Raw genomic sequence first — 20591 nt, 5'->3', positions numbered from 1 at the left:
ACCCCCTATGCACGACCTTCTCGACCACCCGACGCAACGTCAGCCGATTGACGTTCTGCGTGAAGTTTTTGGCTATGACAGTTTCCGTGGCCAACAGGCCGAAGTCATCGATCACGTCATTGCCGGCAACGATGCGTTGGTCTTGATGCCAACAGGTGGCGGTAAGTCCCTGTGTTATCAGGTCCCTGCCCTGTGTCGCCCCGGCACGGCGATTGTCGTATCGCCCTTGATCGCCCTCATGAAAGATCAGGTCGACGCGCTTAACCAATTGGGTGTGAAGGCCGCCTTTATTAATTCGACGCTGGCCCCGGATGCCGCGCGCGAAATCGAAGCCCGCGCAATCGATGGTGATATTGATTTACTTTATGTCGCACCCGAACGCTTTGCTTCTGACCGGTTCCTAAACCTTCTTGAACGCATCAGCATTTCATTGTTTGCGATTGACGAGGCCCACTGTGTTTCACAATGGGGGCATGATTTCAGGCCGGAATATCGCCGTCTGGATCTGTTGCCGACCCGCTTTGCACATGTGCCACGTATCGCGCTGACCGCAACGGCGGATGCCCCAACCCGCAAAGACATCGCCGAAAACCTGCACCTTACCGAAGCAAAATGCTTCCTGACCGGGTTTGATCGGCCCAACATCACCTATCGGATTGAAACCAAGGGCAATGCCAAACAGCGTCTGTTGGCGTTCCTTAACCGCGAGCACGCCGAAGATGCCGGAATTGTCTATTGCCTGTCGCGGCGCAAAACCGAAGACATCGCACAATGGCTGACCGATAATGGCCGCCCTGCCTTGCCCTATCACGCAGGCCTGACACAGGAAACGCGCCAAAATCATCAGGATCGGTTCCTGCGCGAAGACGGCCTGATCATTTGCGCCACTGTGGCATTTGGCATGGGAATCGACAAACCAAACGTGCGGTTCGTTGCCCATCTTAATCTGCCCAAAAGCATGGAAGCCTATTATCAGGAAACCGGCCGTGCTGGCCGTGATGGGCTTCCGGCCAATGCATGGATGAATTACGACCTATCAGACATCGTCTCTATCCGCAGTATGGTGCTTGGCTCCGACGCGCCAGAAGCCCAAAAACGCATTGAATCGCGCAAACTTGATGCCCTTGTCGGCCTTGCCGAAACCACCAAATGTCGCCGACAAGTGATCCTGTCCTATTTCGGCGAAGAAAGTCACAAGCCGTGCGGCAATTGCGACACCTGCCTTGAACCGGTTGAAACATGGGATGCGACCGATGCATCGCGCAAAGCCCTGTCAGCGGTTTATCGCACCGGGCAACGGTTTGGCCCAGCCCACGTGATCGAAGTTCTGATTGGCCGCAAAACCGAAAAAATCCGCCAGAATGGCCATGACAAGATTTCAGTCTATGCCATCGGCAAAGACATCGCCCAACCGCAATGGCGATCCGTCTTCCGTCAACTTCTGGCAATGGGCTATTTGCAAGTCGATGTCGAAGGACACGGTGGGGTTTACCTGACCGAGGAATCCCGACCCATTCTACGCGGTGAAAAAGTCGTTGAAATGCGCAAAGACCCGGGCGAAAGCAAACGCGCGACCACCCGGCGCCTACGCGATTTTGATACGGAATTTGAAACCGAAGAAGACCGCGATCTTTGGGAACGATTGCGCACCATGCGCCGTGAATTGGCAACAAGCCAAAACGTGCCGCCTTATGTCATCTTTAGTGATCGCACACTTTGGGAAATGGTCCGCTTCAAACCCCGCACCCTCGAAGATATGACGTCGATTAACGGTGTCGGCGTGAAAAAGCTCGACCAATATGGTCTTGCCTTCCTGGACGTTATGGATGGGCGGCGTTAATCAAAGCCGCCCATAAACCGTAAAATAGCGCTGCAAATCAGCTTTCAGCAGCAAGTCCAGCTTTAACCGCGTCAATCACCTCGTCATCGCCGGGTTTAACCCGGGTATCGAAACTTCCGATCAAGGCCCCGTCGCGACCAATCAGGTATTTGTGGAAGTTCCATTGCGGCGCGTTATCTGCACCAAGGGTTTGTTCTGCCCATTTAAAGAACGGATGCGCATCCAGTCCCTTAACAGTGGTTTTTGATGTCATTGGAAAATCGACATCAAAATTAACCTCGCAGAATTCAAGAATGGACGCGTCATCGCCGTATTCTTGCCCCCCGAAATCACCTGATGGAACACCAAGGACAATCAAACCATCATCCCTGTAATCATCCCAAAGTTTTTGCAGGCCCGTATATTGGGGCGTAAAACCGCACATTGATGCGGTATTCACCAACAAAATCACCTTGTCGCGATACTCTGAAAGATCGATTTCCCCGCCCTCAATGGCAGGAAATGAAAAGTCATACGCTGTCTGCGCATCACCCGACGCCATGCTCTCCCTCCCGGAAAAAATGACTGTTACGAGAATAAGTGAAAACAATACAACGAATTGAAACGGTTTTCCAATTGGGGAATTGTGATTATCCATATCGTTCCTCCGCCCACGGGTCGGCGTTATTGTGATATCCGCGCTCTTCCCAAAATCCGGGGTGATCTTCCTTGGCGAAAGTAATCTCGCGCACCCATTTGGCACTTTTCCAGAAATACAATTTCGGGATCACCACCCGAACCGGGCCGCCATGCTCCTCGCTCAGGGGCTCTCCCTCCCAATGATGGGCGATCAACACATCATCATCAAGAAACTGATCAATCCGCACATTGGTCGTGTAGCCATCATGGGCGGTGAACAAAACATGCGTCGCATCACTGGTTGGTTTGACAATATCGGCCAATGCCAATGCAGATACCCCCTGCCAATGATTATCATAACGCGACCAACTGGTTACGCAGTGAATGTCATTTTTCGCTTCAACATGGGGCAAGTCAAGAAGTCCCGCAAAATCAAGAATAAGGGGATTTTCAACCTCACCCTTGATGGTCAGCTTAAAGGTCTCAGCGGTGATATGCGGGGTAATCCCTAAATCAAGAACCGGCCAGTCGGTGACCAATCGCTGTCCCGGCGGCAGGCGATTTTCACGTTTTTCGTCGGCGACACCGGTCAAAAGACGGCCGTCTTCGGCCCATTTCTGTTTTGCCGCAATCAGCTTTTCTTTGATCTTGCCACTAAAGTTCTGCGTCACAGAGATCTCCTTTACTCCAAGCTGATACGAAAAATGGCATCGACATGTTCACCATGACGACGCCATTTAAGCATTATTTCGTAAAAAACGGTCAAATTTGCATCCGCGTGCGGCAAGCAGCCAACACCAGAAATCAGCCGAAATCACGCAGGATACGCGCTTTATCACGCTGCCAATCGCGGGCTTTTACCGCTTCGCGCTTATCGGCTTTTTTCTTACCTTCGGCGATGGCCATTTCCAATTTCGCGATCCCGCGTTCATTGAAATAAAGCTTTACCGGAACAAGGGTGAACCCCTTCTTGTTCAGCGCGTCATGCATTTTGGTGATTTCGCGCTTATGCAAAAGCAACTTGCGCGGACGGCGCTCTTCGTGGCCGAACGGCATTTTGCTTTGATATTCAGGAATATAGGCGTTGATCAGCCAGACCTCGCCGTTTTTGGCTTCGGCATAGGATTCCTGAATATTGCCCTTGCCATCGCGCAACGATTTAACCTCGGTCCCACGCAAAGCGATCCCGGCTTCGAACGTTTCCGTAAGGAAAAAGTCAAAGCGGGCTCGCCTGTTTTGCGCGACGACCTTGTTATTATCAGTCTCTTTCTTGGGTGCCATAAGTCGCTTTTAATCGCTTATTGGCCGAGAAGACCAGCGCCTTTAAGCGCGGCTTCGACCTTGCGTTTGGTTTCATCGGCAATCTCGACCATCGGCAGACGCATGTTGCGCCCACACAGGCCAAGAAGTTCTGCGGCGTATTTCACCGGCCCGGGGCTTGATTCACAGAACATCGCCTTGTGAACGGGCATCAGTCGATAGTTTAACTCTTGAACCTTGGAAATGTTCCGCTCTGCCCATGCCGCATGCAGATCAGAGCACAGTTTCGGCGCGATGTTGGACGTAACCGAAATGCACCCGTGGCCACCCTGTGCCAAGAACGGAACAATCGTGCCGTCTTCGCCCGAAAGCTGGCAGAAATCAGGCCCTGCTGCCAAACGGGTCAGTGCCGGACGTTCCAGATCACTGGTCGCATCTTTAACGCCAACAATACGCGGCAATTTCGAAAGCGCCGCCATCGTATCAACCGACATATCAACAATCGACCGGCCCGGAATGTTGTAAATCACAATCGGAATATCGGTCGCATCATGAATGGCTTTGTAATGCGCGTGCAGGCCAGCCTGCGTAGGCTTGTTGTAATACGGTGTCACAACAAGTGCGGCATCCGCACCGGCATTCTGCGCATGACGGGTCAGCGAAATGGCTTCTGCGGTCGAATTTGACCCTGTACCGGCGATAACCGGGCCGCGCCCCTTGGCAACTTCAAGTGCCAGTTCAACCACACGATGGTGTTCAGCATGGCTCAGGGTCGGCGATTCACCGGTGGTTCCGACAGGCACAACACCTGTCGTGCCCTGTTTAAGCTGCCAATCCACAAAATTTTGGAACGCCTTTTCGTCAATCGCACCATCGCGGTCGAACGGTGTGATCAAAGCGGTAATAGAACCCGTAAACATAGAGATCTCCAAATCTTGGATGGATTGAAAGCGGACGCGAAAATAGCGGCTGTTCGCTATTCCCGCAAGCACTGTATACATTAATAATTCGGTTCTGCGTTTGAGGTTGCAATTTCCGACGAGGACTGTTTGGCTTTTGGCAAATTCACTGCCATAATACACAAGACTATAAGAGTATAAGTTGCCGAGAGGCACGAGGGGACAACAAACATGGCGCAAGCGTCTTTCCGCAAGATTTCGGTCTGCGCATTGGCACTGGGCTTCTTATCGCTGATGCCGACCGCAAACCCGGCACAAGCGGAAGCAACCGATGACAACATTCTGCGAACGCAACCGCCCTCGCCGGCTTTTTCGGCGGTCAGTCGGGCGCGGCTAAACGCGTTTCTGGAGGCGCTCGAAAACGGGCGCACCGAAACGTTCCAAGAGTTGCTGCCAAATTTCAATGATCCGTTGCTGCAAAAAGCCGCCGAGTGGATGTGGCTTGTCGCACCAAATTCCGGTCGCAGCTTCGAAGAAATCACCACCTTTATCGACGCCAACCCCAAATGGCCCAGTCAGTCACGCCTGCGTCAACGCGCTGAAGAAGCCATGACCGATGCGGTGCCTGACGCGGACATTCTGGCATGGTTCAAACGCTCTGCCCCCGTCACGGCGGATGGTGCGACGCGCCAGATCAAGGCTCTGTTAACTGCGGGTCAAATCTCTGCGGCAACCGCCTTGGTCCGCAACAGCTGGATCAACGAAAACTTCGGCCGCGGGCAAGAACGCCGCTTCCTTGATCGCTACGCAGAATATATCGATCAGGAAACCCACCAGAAACGGCTCGACCGTCTGCTTTGGGAAGGCCGTCTTGGCCCGGCGTCGCGCACAATGGACTATGTCAGCGACGATTACCGCCTGCTGGCAAAGGCCCGCGCAGCATTGCGCGCCATGAGCAACGGTGTCGATGCCGCCATCAATAGCGTTCCTGAAAAATATCGCAACGATCCCGGCCTGATCTATGAACGTGTGCGCTGGCGCCGGATCAAGGACCGCGACCAAGAAGCCCGCGATCTGTTGCTGTCACAGGCAAACGACCTGGCATACATTTCGATCCGCCCGCAATATTGGTGGCTCGAAAAGGCGATCTTGGCCCGCCGTGCCCTGCAAAAGGGTCACATTACCGATGCTTATCGTCTGGTTGCCAATCATGGTCAGACCGACGCGGCCGACATTGCAGAAGCCGAATGGTATGCCGGTTGGATCGCGCTTGAATTTTTGGGCGATGCCGATATCGCGCTGACCCACTTCCAAAATCTTTATGACGTGGTGCAATACCCAATCAGCTTATCCCGTGGGGCTTATTGGGCGGGCCGCGCAAGTGAAAAGCTTGGCGACACCGAACGCGCACGTCACTGGTATGCACTGGCTGCCGAACACGCCCATACCTTCTATGGCCAGTTGGCCATTAAGGCGCTTGGCGAAAAACCAACCTATTCGGTCATTCAGCCAGTTCCAACCGCCGAACAGCGTGCTGATTTTGAAAATCAGGAACTGACACAGGTTGTCCGCAAACTCGGCGAGCTTGGCCTTGGCAATATCATTCGTCCGTTCATCATGGCGTTGGTTTACGAACATGACGAACCAGAATATCTGGCGATGGCGACCAATCTTGCCCGTGAATATGGCCGGGCCGATCTTGGCATTATTGCAGCCAAGCGCAGCATCCGTACCGGCAGCGGTTATCTTGATGCCGCCTACCCGATCCATGAACAGGTTCCGATGGGTCGCAACCCGGATCCGGGCCTTGTGCATGCGATTATCCGTCAGGAAAGCCTGTTTAACCCCAATGCCATTTCATCGGCCGGGGCGCGTGGCTTGATGCAATTGATGCCGGCAACGGCAAAACGCATGGCGAAATCGCTTGATCTTGAATACGAAACGTCCCGCCTGACCGAAGACCCGGCATTTAACATCGCCTTGGGGCGCGTCTATCTTAAGCGCTTACTGGATCGCTGGGACGGCTCAGAAGCCCTGACAATCGCCAGCTATAACGCCGGTCCAACCCGTGTGCGCCAATGGATCAACGAATATGGTGATCCACGTGATCCCGAAGTTGACCTTGTCGACTGGATTGAAATGATCCCTTACAGCGAAACGCGAAACTATGTTCAGCGCGTCATGGAGGGAACCTATGTCTATCGCAAGCGTTTTGCCCGCGACGAAATTGCGATGGGACAAAGTGATAGCACGCCTGGCAAATAGATTTATCCGATACGCAAATCGGCACCCCCGCCTGTTTGCGTATGGACCACCATCGCACCATATTTGATCCACTGCTGCTTGTCAGAGAAGGTCGAAAAAATGTCCGATAAAGAACTGTCATCCTGCCGCGCATTTGTATTTGATGCTTACGGTACCCTTTTTGACGTTGGCTCTGCCGTGACCAAGTTGCGCGACAGTGTCGGCGAAGAAGCCGAGCTCCTGTCCCATGTATGGCGGCAAAAGCAACTTGAATACACCTGGCTGCGCAGTCTAATGGGGGAATTCACCGATTTTTGGACCGTTACCGGCGATGCACTTGATTTCGCCTTGGAACAAATCGGTAAAAAAGACCCGGTCTTACGCTCCAAGCTAATGGAAACCTATCTGTCGCTTGATACATTCCCCGAAGTTGTCGAAACGCTCGAAGCCCTGAAATCACAGGGCCACAAGCTGGCCATCCTGTCAAATGGCGCCAAGCACATGCTGATTTCGGCGGCAAAATCATCGGGCATTCTTGGATTATTTGATCAGATCATCTGCGTCGATGATCTTAAAACCTACAAACCCCACCCGGATGTCTATCAGTTGGCGGTCGATCAGCTCGAACTTGAACCAGATGAAATCGCATTCCAGTCGTCAAATGGTTGGGATATTGCCGGTGCTGGTCATTTTGGCTTCCGCACCGCATGGATCAATCGCACCAAACAACCGGTGGAACGCCTGTCGCATAAGGCGGATGTTGTCCTAAACGGGCTGGACGAACTGCTGCCCATGGTCGCGACGCCACAAAAAGCCTGATCGCGCTTGTGACGGGGACGTGAGCGCGCTTGGCGTGATTTGGCGGTTGCACGCACAGTAACTAGGCACTTGCGCTCTGATGCATCCGGCCCCGTCAGTAGATCGGGATTTATGCATAAAACACAAAAGGCAGGCCACTTTGGCCTGCCTTTTCATTTGCACACTACACGGTTCACAATCAGACGACCCCGTCATCCGTTATGCCCAAAAGTGCTTATTTGCTTTGTTCTTTTTTGACGTGCGACGCGACAACTTGTCCGGCCTGAATGACCGTAAGGCCGCTTTCTTCGGCTGCACCTTCGATCCGGCGGCAATGGCCTTCGATATGCGCACCCGGCTCAATCGACAGGCTTTCATGAAGGATATCGCCCATCATGCGCGCGGTATCTGCCAGTGAAACGTCACGTGCGCGAACTTGCCCGATGACTGTGCCACAAATGCGAATTTTATCGGCGATGATTTCGCCGCGCACTTCGCCAGATTGGCCAATGGTCAACGTTCGTGTGCGAATGTCGCCATTCACCGAACCATCAACCTGAACATCAGATTCTGAAACCAGATCGCCGGTCACCCGAAGATCCGCATTAATAACCGAAAGGCCGCCCTTTTTCTCGGTGGAACCACCGTGACTATTTGCTGCCGTCTGCTTCGTCTTGCTCGCTTTTGAAAACATAACGTCCCGCCTCAATGAACTTGATCGGATTAACCGGTTTGTCATTAACCAAGACTTCGTAATGGACATGGCTTCCGGTACTCCGACCGGTACTTCCCATCAATGCTACGACGTCTCGATATCCTACTTCGTCGCCCTTCTTAACGAGGACCTTGTATAAATGGCCAAAACGGGTATGAACGCCATTCCCATGGTCAACCTCGACCATCTTCCCGTATTTACCACTCCACCCTGCATGCACCACTTTTCCCGGTGCTGTTGCAAAGATTTCTGTTTTGATCGGCCCGGCAAGGTCGACCCCCGAATGGAACGCCCATTTTCCGTTAAACGGATCCTTGCGCTTTCCAAACGGGCTGGAAAGATAATAAACCGCCGCTGGCTCCCCTATCGGGGTTTGCAACACGCGCTCGTTCAAATTGGCAAGGTGATCCATACGATCGGCCAAGGCCACAGCGGTGCTGACGAATTCTTCGTCCTGCGGGTGTTCGGGCTCAAACGCCTCGAACGGTCCACCAACGCCCGGCTCGACGGGTTTCATCGGTGGTAAAATAAAGTCCTGTTCCTGCAAGCCGGTCATTTCAAGAACATTCTCAAGATCAAGAATGGTGCTGTCGGCTGTCTGGGCAACACGCTGCAATGCCTGCTGCTGGATGGTATGCAGATCGGCAATCCGCTGATGGGCGTCAGCCAGTTCTGCCTGCAGCTTTTTGGCCCGCTGGCTTGCCTGATCGCGTTCGCGCATCACGCGCGACATCACCGTTTCAACCGTTTCCAACTCATCGCGCAGCGCCATATTGCGGTTGGTGATGCCATCAATCTGCCCTTGCAGGGCTGACATCTGATTATCCATCGAGGTCCGCAGCGCAGAAATACGGGTCTTCTCTTTTTCGCTACTTTCAAGCTTCGATGTGTAATCCTGAACACGCGCTTGAAGCTGCATGTTCTTTTCCGCCATCGACAGAAGGTTACGGTGCGTACCTTCCATCTGGGTGGTGATTTCACCGAAACGTCGCTGGCTTTCGGTCACACGGGTGATTAACTGGTTGTACGATAGCTCACTGCGGAACAACTGGCGTTCGCGCAGCGCAAGTCGCTGATCAAGATACAAACTGTATCCCGACACACCAACAGACCACGTAATCGCAGCGATCCCCAACGAAGCCAATCCAAGCTGCGCGTATTTTCCAAGTCTAAGCTGGTAAACAGAATCATTTGACCGAACCAGGATCTGCCGATCAGGAAACCATTTATCCACCAAATGACGTACGCGTTCAAACGCCGACATATTCAGTATTCAACCCCTATTTGCCCGCACTCACGTAATCAAGACCCTCGACCACGTATTGTTTTTAGTCGCCCCGCTGACAATATTTTTTTAGTATAATTGTTACGCTACCTGTTACGCGCCTTTCAAGCAAGCATGTTAACGTAGCCTTAACTTCAAAAATTTCCCCGGTCAGGTGCTGTGCTATGGTACTTAAGGCCATCTTCCATAGCTAATGTGCGGATCACCAATGTCTTTTTTCCGTTTTTTGATCACTTGCTCTGCGACCTGGTTCTATAGCGGAAAAAGCCCCAAAGCACCGGGCACCGCGGGATCTTTTGCTGCTTTGCCCTTTGGCTGGCTCCTATGGGCCTATGGCGGCAACCCCGCCCTGCTCATTGCCAGCATCATCGTTTTCATCGTCGGCATCTTCATTGCCGATCGCTACAGCCACATGATCGGTGTGCATGATCCGGGCGAAATTGTGATCGACGAAGTTGTCGCACAATGGCTTTGCCTGATGGTGATCCCCCTTGGCAATGGCTGGATTGATCTGGCGTGGCTGTTTACCGCCTTTGTCGCGTTCCGGGTGTTTGACGTTTTAAAACCGTGGCCCGTCGGCTGGGTTGACCGGCGCGTTGGCGGCGGTTTTGGAATCATGTGCGATGATGTCGTCGCCGCAGTCTTTGCCATGATCGTGCTTGCTGGCCTGAATTACTTCATCGCCGGGGGATTTGCATGATCATTGATCAGAAAATTTTCGTCGCGGCCCGCGATTTGATTGATCAGTGCAACAAACACGGCGTCATGATCGCAACGGCTGAATCGTGCACTGGTGGCTTAATCACCGGCGCGCTGACCGCGGTTGATGGCAGCTCGTCCGTGGTTGACTGCGGATTTGTCACCTACTCCAACGAAGCAAAGCACGACCTGATCGGCGTAACCAACTCCTTGCTGGCCGATCACGGCGCTGTATCGCAACCCGTGGCAAAGGCCATGTGCGAAGGCGCATTGCAGCGCGCGCCAAACGCCACGATTGCAGTATCTGTAACCGGTATCGCCGGCCCCGGCGGCGGATCAAAAGAAAAACCGGTTGGCTTGGTGCATTTTGGCTGTGCAGGCAAAGGTCGCCCTACCCGCACCCATCACGAAGTCTTTGCCGGTGATCGCCATTCGGTGCGCAAGGCCACCATCTTGCAAGCCTTTGACATGATCGCAGAAATGCTTAACACCGCACAGCAAGACGCTACCTAGTTGCCCAAAGGCATCTACAGATAGCTGCTCTTCTGAACCGAACGCTTTACGTTTTGCGCAAAGCGTTAGAAATCAAAATTTGAAATCAGTCTTTTGAAATCGTTTGCTGCGGCGCGCCATACACTTCGCGGGCCCGGGTTTCAAACGCCCCGACCATCATTTTGACCGCTTCGTTAAACACCATCCCGATCATCTTTTGCAAAAGTGCGGATCGGAATTCAAAATCAACGAAGAAATCAAGACAGGTTCCGCCATCCTCGTCTGGTTCAAAAATCCAATGATTATTCAGATACTTGAACGGCCCTTGCAGATATTCCACATCAATGCGATGCGGGCGCTGCAAGGTGACTTTGGATGTGTATTTCTCGCGAAACATCTTAAAGCCGATCACAAGATCAGCGGTAAGAACGTCACCGACGCGGCTGCGCACGCGCGATGCCACGCACCACGGCAAAAACTCCGAGTAGGAATCGACATCCTCGACAAGTGCAAAGAGTTGTTCCGGCGTATAAGGCAGCTTTCTGCGCTCTGCATGCGTCGGCACTCGATGTCTCCCCTTATCGTGGCGTGTAACTGCTTAAAATAGCGTGGTTGTAAATTATTCTGCGGCGGTCGTGGACTGCGCTGCTTTTACCTTGGCCTGCTCAGCCGCCGCCAGCTTCTTCTCACGGGCTTCACGCAGCTGTTCAAAGTCACGGTCCGCGTGGTAGCTCGACCGCGTCAGCGGCGTTGCAGACACCATCAAAAAGCCCTTGCCGCGCGCCATAGACGCGTAATCGTTAAATTCGTCTGGCGTGACGAAACGATCAACCGGCTCATGCTTCAGGGTTGGCTGCAAATACTGGCCGATTGTCAGGAAATCGACATCCGCCACCCGAAGGTCATCCATCACCTGCGACAGTTCTTTGCGTTCTTCACCCAATCCAACCATCAGGCCAGATTTGGTAAAGATGGTCGGATCAATCTGTTTGACCCGATCAAGAATACGCAGCGACTGGTAATAACGCGCCCCCGGACGGATGTGGGTATAAAGACGCGGAACCGTTTCCAGATTGTGGTTAAACACATCCGGACGGGCCTTGACGACAATTTCAACCGCACCCGGCTTATCGCGGAAATCTGGCGTTAGAATTTCAATGGTGGTTTCTGGCGATTTGTGACGGATTGCCTCGATCACGCGGGCAAAATGGGCTGCCCCGCCATCGGCAAGATCATCGCGGTCAACAGACGTGATCACCACATGCTTAAGCTGCATGTCGGCAACCGCCATCGCCAAGTTTTCCGGTTCAAACGGGTCTAGCGCGTTTGGCATCCCGGTTTTCACGTTACAGAACGAACATGCACGTGTGCAGGTATCGCCCATGATCATGAAGGATGCGTGTTTTTTCTGCCAGCATTCGCCGATATTCGGGCATGCGGCTTCTTCACACACCGTATGAAGGTTCAGGCCACGCGCAAGTTCGCGGGTTTCCTGATATCCCTTGGAGGTTGGCGCTTTCACACGAATCCAGGACGGCTTGCGTCCCGATGGACGATCCGGGCGTTTCTGCTTTTCCGGGTGACGAAGTGCTTTGGCTTCGTTTTGCGCCGTCGACATAGAGTGACCTCCGAAGGATTGGACGGGCGGCAATGTGCCGCCACGCCACGTATTTGTCAAACCGACATTCTTTAATTTTCGTCATACCGGGCATGTTCGCCCGGTAAAACGCAATAAATTAGAAGTGGATCGCACGCCCATAGGCGTCAAGGACCGACTCATGCATCATTTCCGAAAGGGTCGGATGCGGGAAGACCGTATGCATCAAATCTTCTTCCGTCGTCTCAAGCCCCATCGCCACGACAAAGCCCTGAATAAGCTCGGTGACTTCGGTACCAACCATGTGTGCGCCCAGCAATTCACCGGTCTTGGCATCAAACACGGTTTTCACCATGCCTTCGGCCTCGCCCAGTGCAACTGCCTTGCCATTGCCAATGAACGGGAACTTACCGACTTTCACGTCGTAGCCCGCATCTTTTGCCTTGGCTTCGGTCAGGCCAACACTGGCGACCTGCGGATGGCAATATGTGCAACCCGGGATCTTAAGCGGATCAATCGGGTGAACATTTTTAACACCGGCAATTTTCTCGACACAGATCACACCTTCATGCTCGGCTTTGTGTGCCAGCATCGGTGGGCCTGCAACATCGCCAATGGCATAAATGTTCGGTTCTGCGGTACGCGAAAACTCGTCGGCATCAATCACATTGCGATCAACTTTAACCTTCGTGCTTTCAAGACCAAGATTTTCAGTATTGCCGATCACACCAACAGCCGAAATCACACGATCAACGGTGATTTCCTGTTTCTTGCCGTCTTTACCTTCAACCGTCACAACAACGTTATCAGCATTGCGTTTCAGATTGGCAACCTTGGCTTCGGTCAGGATTTTCATCCCGCTCTTGGTCAGCATTTTCTGCGCAAGACCGGCGATTTCTTTGTCTTCGACCGGCATGATCTGCGGCATGATTTCAACCACAGTCACATCCGCACCCATGGTGTGGTAGAAGCTGGCAAATTCAATACCAATCGCGCCAGAACCGACCACAAGCAGGCTTTTGGGCATTTTATCAGGCGTCATCGCCTTTTTGTATTCCCAAACCACTTTGCCATCGGGCTCAAGCCCTGGCAGCGAGCGGGCACGTGCACCGGTGGCAATGATGTAATGCTTGGCGGTATAGGTGCCTTCATCCTTACCAGACACAACGATCTTTTTCGGACCATCAAATTTGGCTTCGCCATTGATGACCGTAACTTTGTTCTTTTTCAGCAGATGACCAACGCCACCTGAAAGCTGCTTGGAAACCCCACGCGACCGCTGGATAACAGCATGAAGGTCAAAGGACGCCTTTTCACAGGAAAGGCCATATTCCTTGGCGTGGTTCATATTGCGATAAACTTCGGCTGAACGCAGCAACGCCTTGGTCGGGATACAGCCCCAGTTCAGGCAAATACCGCCAAGATGTTCACGTTCAACAACGGCCGTTTTCAGGCCAAGCTGGGCAGCACGGATTGCGGTTACATAACCACCCGGACCTGCACCAATCACGATTACGTCGAAATTGCTATCCGCCATCGTAGGATCTCCTTCGCCTGCCCGTCACCGGTCGCAGGTCTTAAAATTCAAATGCTTGCGGGGACTAATTAAAGTCCCCGCGCAACTTTGGACCCTTAGAGCAACATGCTCATTGGATCTTCAATCAGCTTTTTGAATTCGGCCATGAACTGCGCACCGACCGCGCCATCGACCGCACGGTGGTCAACAGAAAGCGTACAGCTCATCACAGTTGCAATGGCAAGGGCCCCGTCCTTAACAACAGGGCGCTGCTCGCCCGCGCCGACCGCAAGAATGCAGCCCTGCGGCGGGTTGATGATGGCAGAAAACTCTTTAATGCCAAACATACCAAGGTTCGAAACAGAGAACGTCCCGCCCTGATAATCTTCTGGCTTAAGTTTGCCGTCACGTGCCTTACCGGCCAGTGATTTCATCTCGCTCGAAATTTCAGCAAGCCCTTTGGAACCAGCATCGCGCACAACCGGCGTGATCAGGCCACCCTCAATGGCAACCGCCACCGAGATATCCTGTTTCTTGCACTGAAGGGTCGCTTTGTCGGTCCAGATCGAATTGGCTGCTGGAACACGTTTAAGGGCAATCGATACGGCGCGAATGACAAAGTCATTGACCGAGATTTTAACACCCTCGCCCGCTTTTTCATTCAACTGCTTGCGCGTTGCCAACAGATTGTCGAGCTCGCAATCGACCGTCAGATAGAAATGCGGAACCTGCTGTTTGGATTCCGTCAGGCGACGCGCAATGGTTTTACGCATGCCGCTGTTCGGGATTTCCTCGTATTCCGGAAGGCCGGTCAAATCCGGGTTCCAACCAGACGCTGCTGGTGCAGATGCACCAGATTTCGAAGTTTCCTGTGAAGAGGACGAAGTTGCCTCTGCATCGGATTTCTTCTCCGACGACTTAGACGACATGGCGGCTTCGACGTCACGTTTAACAACACGACCACGCGGGCCAGAACCATCAATAGACGCGATATCAACACCTTCGTTCGACGCAATACGCCGCGCAAGCGGGCTTGCCTTAACACGCTCACCACCCGAAACCGGGGCGGCTGGTGCGGAACCTTTTGACGAAGATGAATCAGAAGATTTCTCTTCTTTGGCCGGTGCTTTGTCTTTGGACTCTTCGGCGTCTTTCGAACCAGAACCAGACGTATCGGCGGCAGAGGTATCAGCCCCTTCAAGCGCACTTTCGTCTTCGTCTTCTTCAAGCAGAAGTGCAATCACCTCGTTGACGGCAACACCTTCGCTGCCCTCAGAAACAAGGATCTTACCGATTTTGCCTTCGTCGACGGCTTCAACTTCCATCGTGGCTTTATCGGTTTCGATTTCGGCGATGACATCGCCCGACTCAACGGTATCACCTTCCTTGACGTGCCATTTTGCCAAGGTGCCTTCGGTCATGGTCGGCGACAGCGCCGGCATCAATACTTTTACAGGCATGAACCCATTCTCCCGGTAACGGGGCGGCGCGTTTGATGAACGCACCTGCCCCTGTCCGTATCACTTAGCGATAGCAAACGGCCTTGGCCGCATCGACGATGTGCTGCTCTTGCGGAAGCGCAAGCGCTTCAAGATTTGCAGCATACGGCATCGGAACGTCTTCGCCCGTAACACGCGCAACCGGCGCATCCAGGTAATCAAAGGCATGTTCCATAACCGCCGACGCGATTTCAGCGCCGATACCGGCGAAATGCCACCCTTCTTCACAGGTGACAATGCGGTTGGTTTTCATCACCGAGCGCACAATGGTGTTCACATCCAACGGACGGATGGTACGCAGGTTGATGACTTCGGCCGAGATACCCTGCTCTGCCAGCTGATCAGCCGCCTTAAGCGCTTTGCCCACCATGATCGAGAAAGCAACGATGGTTACATCGGTGCCTTCGCGTTCAATTTTGGCCTGACCAATCGGCAGGACGAAATCGTCATCGTCAGGAACGTCAAAGCTCTGACCATACATGATTTCGTTTTCAAGGAAGATCACCGGGTTCGGATCGCGGATGGCCGCCTTAAGAAGGCCTTTTGCATCTGCTGCTGAATACGGTGCAATCACTTTCAAGCCCGGGCAATGTGCATACCAAGATGCATAACACTGCGAGTGCTGGGCACCAACGCGTGCCGCCGCCCCGTTCGGGCCACGGAACACGATCGGGCAACCAAGCTGGCCGCCAGACATGTACAACGTTTTGGCAGCCGAGTTGATGATCTGGTCAATTGCCTGCATGGCAAAGTTGAACGTCATAAACTCAACAACCGGGCGCAGGCCCATAAACGCCGAACCGGTCGCAAGACCAGCAAAGCCTTGCTCGGTGATCGGCGTATCGACAACACGCTTGTCACCAAATTCATTGAGCAACCCTTGGGTAACTTTATAAGCCCCCTCGTATTGCGCAACTTCTTCACCCATCACAAAGACGTTCTCGTCGCTGCGCATTTCTTCGGCCATTGCATCACGCAGGGCCTCACGCACGGACTGAGATTTAAAGCTGGAATAGCTTTTCTCGTCCTGGGTGGAGTTCATAACGCTCATTGCACGCGGATCAGATTCCGAACGCTCAATCGCGCCACTTGCACTGACCGGGGCCGCATTTGACTTGCTGGCTTTCGGTGCGTCGTCTTCTTCGTCTTTTTTCTCAGATGATTTCTCTTCTGATTTGGCAGAAGACCCGCCAGACGATGCAGAAACGTTATCAAGGGCAGATGCGTCTTCATCTTCTTCAAGAATGTACGCAATGACTGCATTGACCGAAACATTTTCGGTCCCTTCGGCGATCACGATCTTGCCCAGAGTACCTTCTTCGACAGCTTCGACTTCCATCGTTGCTTTGTCGGTTTCAATCTCTGCAAGGACATCCCCGGATGCGACAGTGTCGCCTTCCTTGGCAATCCATTTGGCAAGCGTGCCTTCGGTCATGGTCGGCGACAGCGCCGGCATCAAAACTTCAATCGGCATTGTTCCCTCTCTCCCGGGAAAAATCGTTCAAAAGCGGTTCGCGATGGGTCGCGATCACGCGTCGATCAGAATATCGGTAAACAGCTGCGAAACATCTGGTTCCGGGCTGTTCTGTGCGAACTCGGCCGCTTTTGCGACTTCGCCTTTCACTTCCTTATCGATGTCTTTCAGGCCTGCTTCGTCAACGATGTTGCCATCAATCAAAAGCTTTTTGACCATATCGATCGGGTCGTGCTCTTTGCGCATTTTGTCGAGTTCGTCCTTGGTGCGATATTTCGCAGGATCCGACATTGAATGACCGCGGTAACGATACGTTTTCAGCTCAAGGATATAAGGCCCTTTGCCTTCGCGGCAATGTGCAACGGCGCGTTCACCAGCCGCCTTAACGGCCAGAACATCCATACCATCAACCTGTTCACCCGGAATGCCATAAGCCATACCGCGCTGATACAGATCAGGGCTGGATGAGTGACGCTGGGTCGATGTGCCCATGGCATACTGGTTGTTCTCGATGCAATAAATCACCGGAAGCTGCCAGAGTGACGCCATGTTAAAGGACTCATAGACCTGACCCTGGTTGACAGCACCGTCACCAAGATAGGTCAGGCAGACCTTGTCTTCACCGCGATATTTGTAATTAAAGGCAATGCCGGTTCCCAACGGAACCTGTGCGCCAACAATGCCGTGCCCGCCATAGAAATTCTTTTCCTTGGAGAACATGTGCATCGAGCCGCCCTTACCTTGGGAATAGCCGCCTTCGCGGCCTGTCAGCTCGGCCATCACGCCGCCCGCATCCATACCACATGCCAGCATGTGGCCGTGGTCGCGGTAACTGGTGACAATGCCATCGTCGCCTGTGACAGCAGCTTGCATGCCAACAACAACGGCTTCCTGCCCGATGTAAAGGTGACAGAAGCCACCGATGAGACCCATGCCATACAACTGACCGGCTTTTTCTTCAAAGCGTCGGATCAGAAGCATTTCACGGTAATATTTGAGGAGATCGTCACTGCTCGCCTGATTGTCGGCGCGCGTAGTGGCACGTTTGCGTTTCGTGGTCGCCATGTTTCCTCCCGGTGGATGGCTGTCGCTTAAGCATCATGTATGAGCGCTTAATTCGGTACTGGACCACCGAAATAACTAACGAAAACCACGCAGAAGGGCAAGTAATCTAACTTTGAATAAACCGTTGTTTTGCAACGCACAATCACCAATAAACCAGATATTGGTTAATTTTTGCGATTTGACAAATATGCAGATTTTAAGGGTTTTCAGCTACTTGGGGCGATCCTTTAAAATCCGTTCATTCCCCCACGTCACAAATGCTGTGCTTTGACAAACATAATACCGCATAGCCGTAGAAGACCCAAAACAACCCCAGAAGGCATTCAATATCAACGCTCTCAACTGTTTTGTTTCCTATCAACCCCGCAAAGCAAAAGTCAGTTGAAACAATTCGTTACCGATAAGCTTTTATTACTGCCAATGTTTCACAACTAGAAATTTTCATCGATACGGGGATATTTACGCCAAAATGGAACAAGAAACCGCAAAACAGGCATCATGACACCGCCCGGATTCCCGATCCAGGTTCCCCTCGCCCGCGGCATGGACAACGCTCACCAAGGCAGCTTTAAAATGTGCAGGATATAATGCGTAAGATATATCGAACAGTCGTCCGGACTATTTGCGTGCCGTAATTACTTCGGTGTCGGCATAGCCATCATGATGGAAAATAATCACATCATCAGGATGCGCAGCATTCAACATCGCGCGCGCACGCTCGTCGAGCAAATCCGGATCAAGGTGCTTGGCCCGCAAGGACACGACATGCTGTTCAAGGTCTTTGCGCTTTTGGGTGGTTTCGTCACGCACAACGGCAATATTGGCAACACGGTCTTGCATCGACCAATAGGCCAGCAAACCACGATCACCTTCCACGCTGTGGAAGATGAAGTATGTCATAACTGTAAATGCGATGACCGGCGCGACAGCCTGCTTTAGGCGGTAAAAAACCGGTGACGTTGACGACATTTACCCCTGCCCGTGCGAAACAAGCCAAAAACCTGGCCCAAAACATTTATTTCGGCTTCGAAATATGAAAACAACATACGTTATCATATCGACTTATCAAGCACTTAGAGCCCAACAAAGCCGAAAACCGCGCAATACTACCGTCCTAGAAGCACACAAAGACGTAAAAATAGAGTTAACCCCACAGCGCAAACCAACAAAATTACGCTCGATCAGATAATTCTAAATTAAAAAAACAGCCCTTCATTCCACTTTTATGAATGCCCTTTAACCGCGAAGCACCACGACATCACGCATTTTCCATCGCCAAAATTTAGTCGCGGAAACGGCGCGTAAGGCACAGTGGCATCTAAGAACGAAGGTACTTTTGGAACCGAAACTGTATTTCGCGCCACTCAATGCTAATGATCACGAAATTGCGACGACCAAAGCAACACGCGATGCGAGCATACAGGAGAAAAAAGTGGCAATAATAAATAATCCTCCCAAAACCAATCTGACAGCGACGACAAACGCCCCAACCAACACCCCCGCTGCCACCGATAACGGCGTCAAAGCGCGTGGCGTTGGATCTTTAAAAAAGAAGTTTTTGTGGGTGACAAAACAATTCGTAAGCCTGACCAGCCGAAAGCATATTGCACAGAAAAAGCATAATACGCAGCTCAACGACCTGAAATCACAGATCAGAACCTCGTGTGGTGAGCGTGGCTTGGCTGTATTGACCAAAAAACTGGCGAACCACAAGTGGGACCGCGAGACCAAAGTGTTCTCAAAAAAGAACCTGACAACATTGCGCACGGAAGTACGCACCACCCTCAGCGAGAACGACAAGCTTGCAAAAGCTCACGAAGAAACACTCTTAACCCAAAAGGTAGAACAGAAAACAAGCAAGCTTCTTTGTTCCATGTTTGGCCACGATCATCAAACACGAAATTACGATGAAGAGCGAGCGGGACGCGAAGAACTATTCCAAGAACTTCAAGACTTAAAATCGAAAGCAGCGGTTTTTATTGAAAACGAAACCGTCGCCGAGGTGGCCGCCAACAAAGAAAAACGCATTAACGACAAGTTTGAAGAGATCTTTAGCGGCCTATCGTCTGACGTCACCACAACAATGAAAGATCCTGAAGCCACACAATTTGTAGAAAGCATCAGGACAAAAAATGCTCTCCAAGTGGATTTCGAGTTCTTGCAAGCTGTGAAACCATATTGCAGCGGTGCTGTTAAAGCCAGTCCGCAAGAAGTAAACAACCTCGTGGCGATCGTCGAAAAATTCATTTCTGACGGTGAAAATTTTGACGAGTTTTCCGAGAACTCGATAATCAATCTAGACGCCCCCAGAGCAGAGGAAATTCAGCAAGCGTGCAAAGATTTAAAAAAGGAAAGCAGCGACGCGGAAAAAACGGCGAAAGCCGAAACCCTCATTACCAAATTAGGCGGTGCGCAGGAATATATTCAGAAGCAGGTTTTCAATGATAAATTCGACAAGACGACTATCCGCGACGACATTCAACAAATTGCGGAAACAATTGTCGAACGAGAGATTCTTGTAACGAACAGGCAAGAACTCGGATTGGATTAAACTGACGCACGCCCAAAACTCTGCGCCTCACAACGGGTA

Annotated in this window: 19 protein-coding genes; 6 read left to right on the top strand and 13 right to left on the bottom strand. The window is 52.2% G+C overall.

The genetic code is table 11. The features are described 5' to 3' along the window. Positions 1–7: 7 nt before the first annotated feature. Positions 8–1840, top strand: coding sequence for a DNA helicase RecQ (gene recQ, locus HCZ99_RS11250; protein ID WP_167447067.1), 1833 nt, complete (start codon positions 8–10; stop codon positions 1838–1840). Positions 1841–1877: 37 nt separating this feature from the next. Here recQ and HCZ99_RS11245 read toward each other — a convergent pair whose 3' ends face one another. The 4 genes from HCZ99_RS11245 to dapA form a co-directional block, all read right to left on the bottom strand. Continuing rightward, a complete protein-coding gene (locus tag HCZ99_RS11245; RefSeq protein ID WP_167447066.1) occupies positions 1878–2381 on the bottom strand; it encodes a glutathione peroxidase in 504 nt (167 codons plus the stop codon). 88 nt (positions 2382–2469) lie between these two features. Next, the gene (locus tag HCZ99_RS11240; protein ID WP_167447065.1) at positions 2470–3129 is read right to left on the bottom strand and encodes a sulfite oxidase-like oxidoreductase; all 660 of its coding nucleotides are present in this window, start codon (positions 3127–3129) and stop codon (positions 2470–2472) included. A gap of 133 nt (positions 3130–3262) precedes the next feature. Beyond that, complete coding sequence (gene smpB, locus HCZ99_RS11235) at positions 3263–3739, bottom strand: SsrA-binding protein SmpB (protein WP_167447064.1); 477 nt, start codon at positions 3737–3739, stop codon at positions 3263–3265. A gap of 17 nt (positions 3740–3756) precedes the next feature. Beyond that, positions 3757–4638 (bottom strand): 4-hydroxy-tetrahydrodipicolinate synthase, encoded by an 882-nt coding sequence (gene dapA, locus HCZ99_RS11230; protein ID WP_175581479.1) that lies wholly within the window; start codon positions 4636–4638, stop codon positions 3757–3759. Positions 4639–4848: 210 nt separating this feature from the next. Here dapA and HCZ99_RS11225 point away from each other — a divergent pair, with 210 nt between their 5' ends. Both HCZ99_RS11225 and HCZ99_RS11220 read left to right on the top strand, forming a co-directional pair. After that, complete coding sequence (locus HCZ99_RS11225) at positions 4849–6882, top strand: lytic transglycosylase domain-containing protein (RefSeq protein WP_167447063.1); 2034 nt, start codon at positions 4849–4851, stop codon at positions 6880–6882. Between the two features lie 99 nt (positions 6883–6981). Continuing rightward, on the top strand, positions 6982–7680 hold the full coding sequence (locus tag HCZ99_RS11220; RefSeq protein ID WP_167447062.1) for a haloacid dehalogenase type II: 699 nt from the start codon (positions 6982–6984) through the stop codon (positions 7678–7680). A gap of 214 nt (positions 7681–7894) precedes the next feature. Here the strand turns inward: HCZ99_RS11220 and HCZ99_RS11215 are convergent, their stop codons facing one another. Continuing rightward, a complete protein-coding gene (locus tag HCZ99_RS11215; RefSeq protein WP_167447061.1) occupies positions 7895–8353 on the bottom strand; it encodes a bactofilin family protein in 459 nt (152 codons plus the stop codon). After that, the gene (locus HCZ99_RS11210; RefSeq protein WP_167447060.1) at positions 8310–9638 is read right to left on the bottom strand and encodes a M23 family metallopeptidase; all 1329 of its coding nucleotides are present in this window, start codon (positions 9636–9638) and stop codon (positions 8310–8312) included. The genes HCZ99_RS11215 and HCZ99_RS11210 overlap by 44 nt, the downstream gene beginning before the upstream one ends. A gap of 229 nt (positions 9639–9867) precedes the next feature. Between HCZ99_RS11210 and HCZ99_RS11205 the strand changes: the two genes are divergently transcribed. Next, a complete protein-coding gene (locus HCZ99_RS11205; protein ID WP_167447059.1) occupies positions 9868–10359 on the top strand; it encodes a phosphatidylglycerophosphatase A family protein in 492 nt (163 codons plus the stop codon). Beyond that, entirely contained in the window at positions 10356–10871 is a 516-nt protein-coding gene (locus HCZ99_RS11200; RefSeq protein ID WP_167447058.1) for a CinA family protein, read from the top strand. The genes HCZ99_RS11205 and HCZ99_RS11200 overlap by 4 nt, the downstream gene beginning before the upstream one ends. Before the next feature lie 85 nt (positions 10872–10956). Here HCZ99_RS11200 and HCZ99_RS11195 read toward each other — a convergent pair whose 3' ends face one another. The 7 genes from HCZ99_RS11195 to HCZ99_RS11165 all read right to left on the bottom strand — a co-directional run bounded on the left by HCZ99_RS11195 (position 10957) and on the right by HCZ99_RS11165 (position 18970). Further along, positions 10957–11415 carry a type II toxin-antitoxin system RatA family toxin gene (locus HCZ99_RS11195; RefSeq protein WP_167447057.1) on the bottom strand — a complete coding sequence of 153 codons (459 nt, stop codon included), beginning with the start codon at positions 11413–11415 and terminating at the stop codon, positions 10957–10959. Between the two features lie 54 nt (positions 11416–11469). Then, positions 11470–12468 (bottom strand): lipoyl synthase, encoded by a 999-nt coding sequence (gene lipA, locus HCZ99_RS11190; protein WP_167447056.1) that lies wholly within the window; start codon positions 12466–12468, stop codon positions 11470–11472. A gap of 118 nt (positions 12469–12586) precedes the next feature. Next, positions 12587–13984: a dihydrolipoyl dehydrogenase gene (gene lpdA, locus HCZ99_RS11185; protein WP_167447055.1), complete on the bottom strand. Its 1398-nt coding sequence runs from the start codon at positions 13982–13984 to the stop codon at positions 12587–12589. A gap of 95 nt (positions 13985–14079) precedes the next feature. Then, a complete protein-coding gene (locus HCZ99_RS11180) occupies positions 14080–15423 on the bottom strand; it encodes a pyruvate dehydrogenase complex dihydrolipoamide acetyltransferase (protein ID WP_167447054.1) in 1344 nt (447 codons plus the stop codon). Between the two features lie 64 nt (positions 15424–15487). Continuing rightward, on the bottom strand, positions 15488–16936 hold the full coding sequence (locus HCZ99_RS11175; RefSeq protein WP_167447053.1) for a pyruvate dehydrogenase complex E1 component subunit beta: 1449 nt from the start codon (positions 16934–16936) through the stop codon (positions 15488–15490). A 54-nt stretch (positions 16937–16990) separates the two neighbouring features. After that, positions 16991–18001: a pyruvate dehydrogenase (acetyl-transferring) E1 component subunit alpha gene (pdhA, locus tag HCZ99_RS11170; protein WP_167447052.1), complete on the bottom strand. Its 1011-nt coding sequence runs from the start codon at positions 17999–18001 to the stop codon at positions 16991–16993. Between the two features lie 618 nt (positions 18002–18619). Further along, on the bottom strand, positions 18620–18970 hold the full coding sequence (locus HCZ99_RS11165; RefSeq protein WP_167447051.1) for an FtsB family cell division protein: 351 nt from the start codon (positions 18968–18970) through the stop codon (positions 18620–18622). Positions 18971–19337: 367 nt separating this feature from the next. Between HCZ99_RS11165 and HCZ99_RS11160 the strand changes: the two genes are divergently transcribed. Next, positions 19338–20552 carry a hypothetical protein gene (locus HCZ99_RS11160; RefSeq protein ID WP_167447050.1) on the top strand — a complete coding sequence of 405 codons (1215 nt, stop codon included), beginning with the start codon at positions 19338–19340 and terminating at the stop codon, positions 20550–20552. The last annotated feature ends 39 nt before the right edge of the window (positions 20553–20591 follow it).

The sequence above is a fragment of the Thalassospira lucentensis genome (assembly GCF_011806425.1).
Taxonomy (GTDB): Bacteria; Pseudomonadota; Alphaproteobacteria; order Rhodospirillales; family Thalassospiraceae; genus Thalassospira; species Thalassospira lucentensis_B.
The sequence above is the reverse complement of the archived record's forward strand: the minus strand, read 5'-3'. Positions and strand labels throughout refer to the sequence as shown.

Coding starts and splice junctions, on each gene's coding strand:
- recQ (WP_167447067.1), top strand. CDS start 8: ATGCACGACCTTCTCGACCACCCGACGCAACGTCAGCCGATTGACGTT.
- HCZ99_RS11245 (WP_167447066.1), bottom strand. CDS start 2,381: ATGGCGTCGGGTGATGCGCAGACAGCGTATGACTTTTCATTTCCTGCC.
- smpB (WP_167447064.1), bottom strand. CDS start 3,739: ATGGCACCCAAGAAAGAGACTGATAATAACAAGGTCGTCGCGCAAAAC.
- dapA (WP_175581479.1), bottom strand. CDS start 4,638: ATGTTTACGGGTTCTATTACCGCTTTGATCACACCGTTCGACCGCGAT.
- HCZ99_RS11225 (WP_167447063.1), top strand. CDS start 4,849: ATGGCGCAAGCGTCTTTCCGCAAGATTTCGGTCTGCGCATTGGCACTG.
- HCZ99_RS11220 (WP_167447062.1), top strand. CDS start 6,982: ATGTCCGATAAAGAACTGTCATCCTGCCGCGCATTTGTATTTGATGCT.
- HCZ99_RS11215 (WP_167447061.1), bottom strand. CDS start 8,353: ATGTTTTCAAAAGCGAGCAAGACGAAGCAGACGGCAGCAAATAGTCAC.
- HCZ99_RS11210 (WP_167447060.1), bottom strand. CDS start 9,638: ATGTCGGCGTTTGAACGCGTACGTCATTTGGTGGATAAATGGTTTCCT.
- HCZ99_RS11205 (WP_167447059.1), top strand. CDS start 9,868: ATGTCTTTTTTCCGTTTTTTGATCACTTGCTCTGCGACCTGGTTCTAT.
- HCZ99_RS11200 (WP_167447058.1), top strand. CDS start 10,356: ATGATCATTGATCAGAAAATTTTCGTCGCGGCCCGCGATTTGATTGAT.
- lipA (WP_167447056.1), bottom strand. CDS start 12,468: ATGTCGACGGCGCAAAACGAAGCCAAAGCACTTCGTCACCCGGAAAAG.
- lpdA (WP_167447055.1), bottom strand. CDS start 13,984: ATGGCGGATAGCAATTTCGACGTAATCGTGATTGGTGCAGGTCCGGGT.
- HCZ99_RS11180 (WP_167447054.1), bottom strand. CDS start 15,423: ATGCCTGTAAAAGTATTGATGCCGGCGCTGTCGCCGACCATGACCGAA.
- HCZ99_RS11175 (WP_167447053.1), bottom strand. CDS start 16,936: ATGCCGATTGAAGTTTTGATGCCGGCGCTGTCGCCGACCATGACCGAA.
- pdhA (WP_167447052.1), bottom strand. CDS start 18,001: ATGGCGACCACGAAACGCAAACGTGCCACTACGCGCGCCGACAATCAG.
- HCZ99_RS11165 (WP_167447051.1), bottom strand. CDS start 18,970: ATGTCGTCAACGTCACCGGTTTTTTACCGCCTAAAGCAGGCTGTCGCG.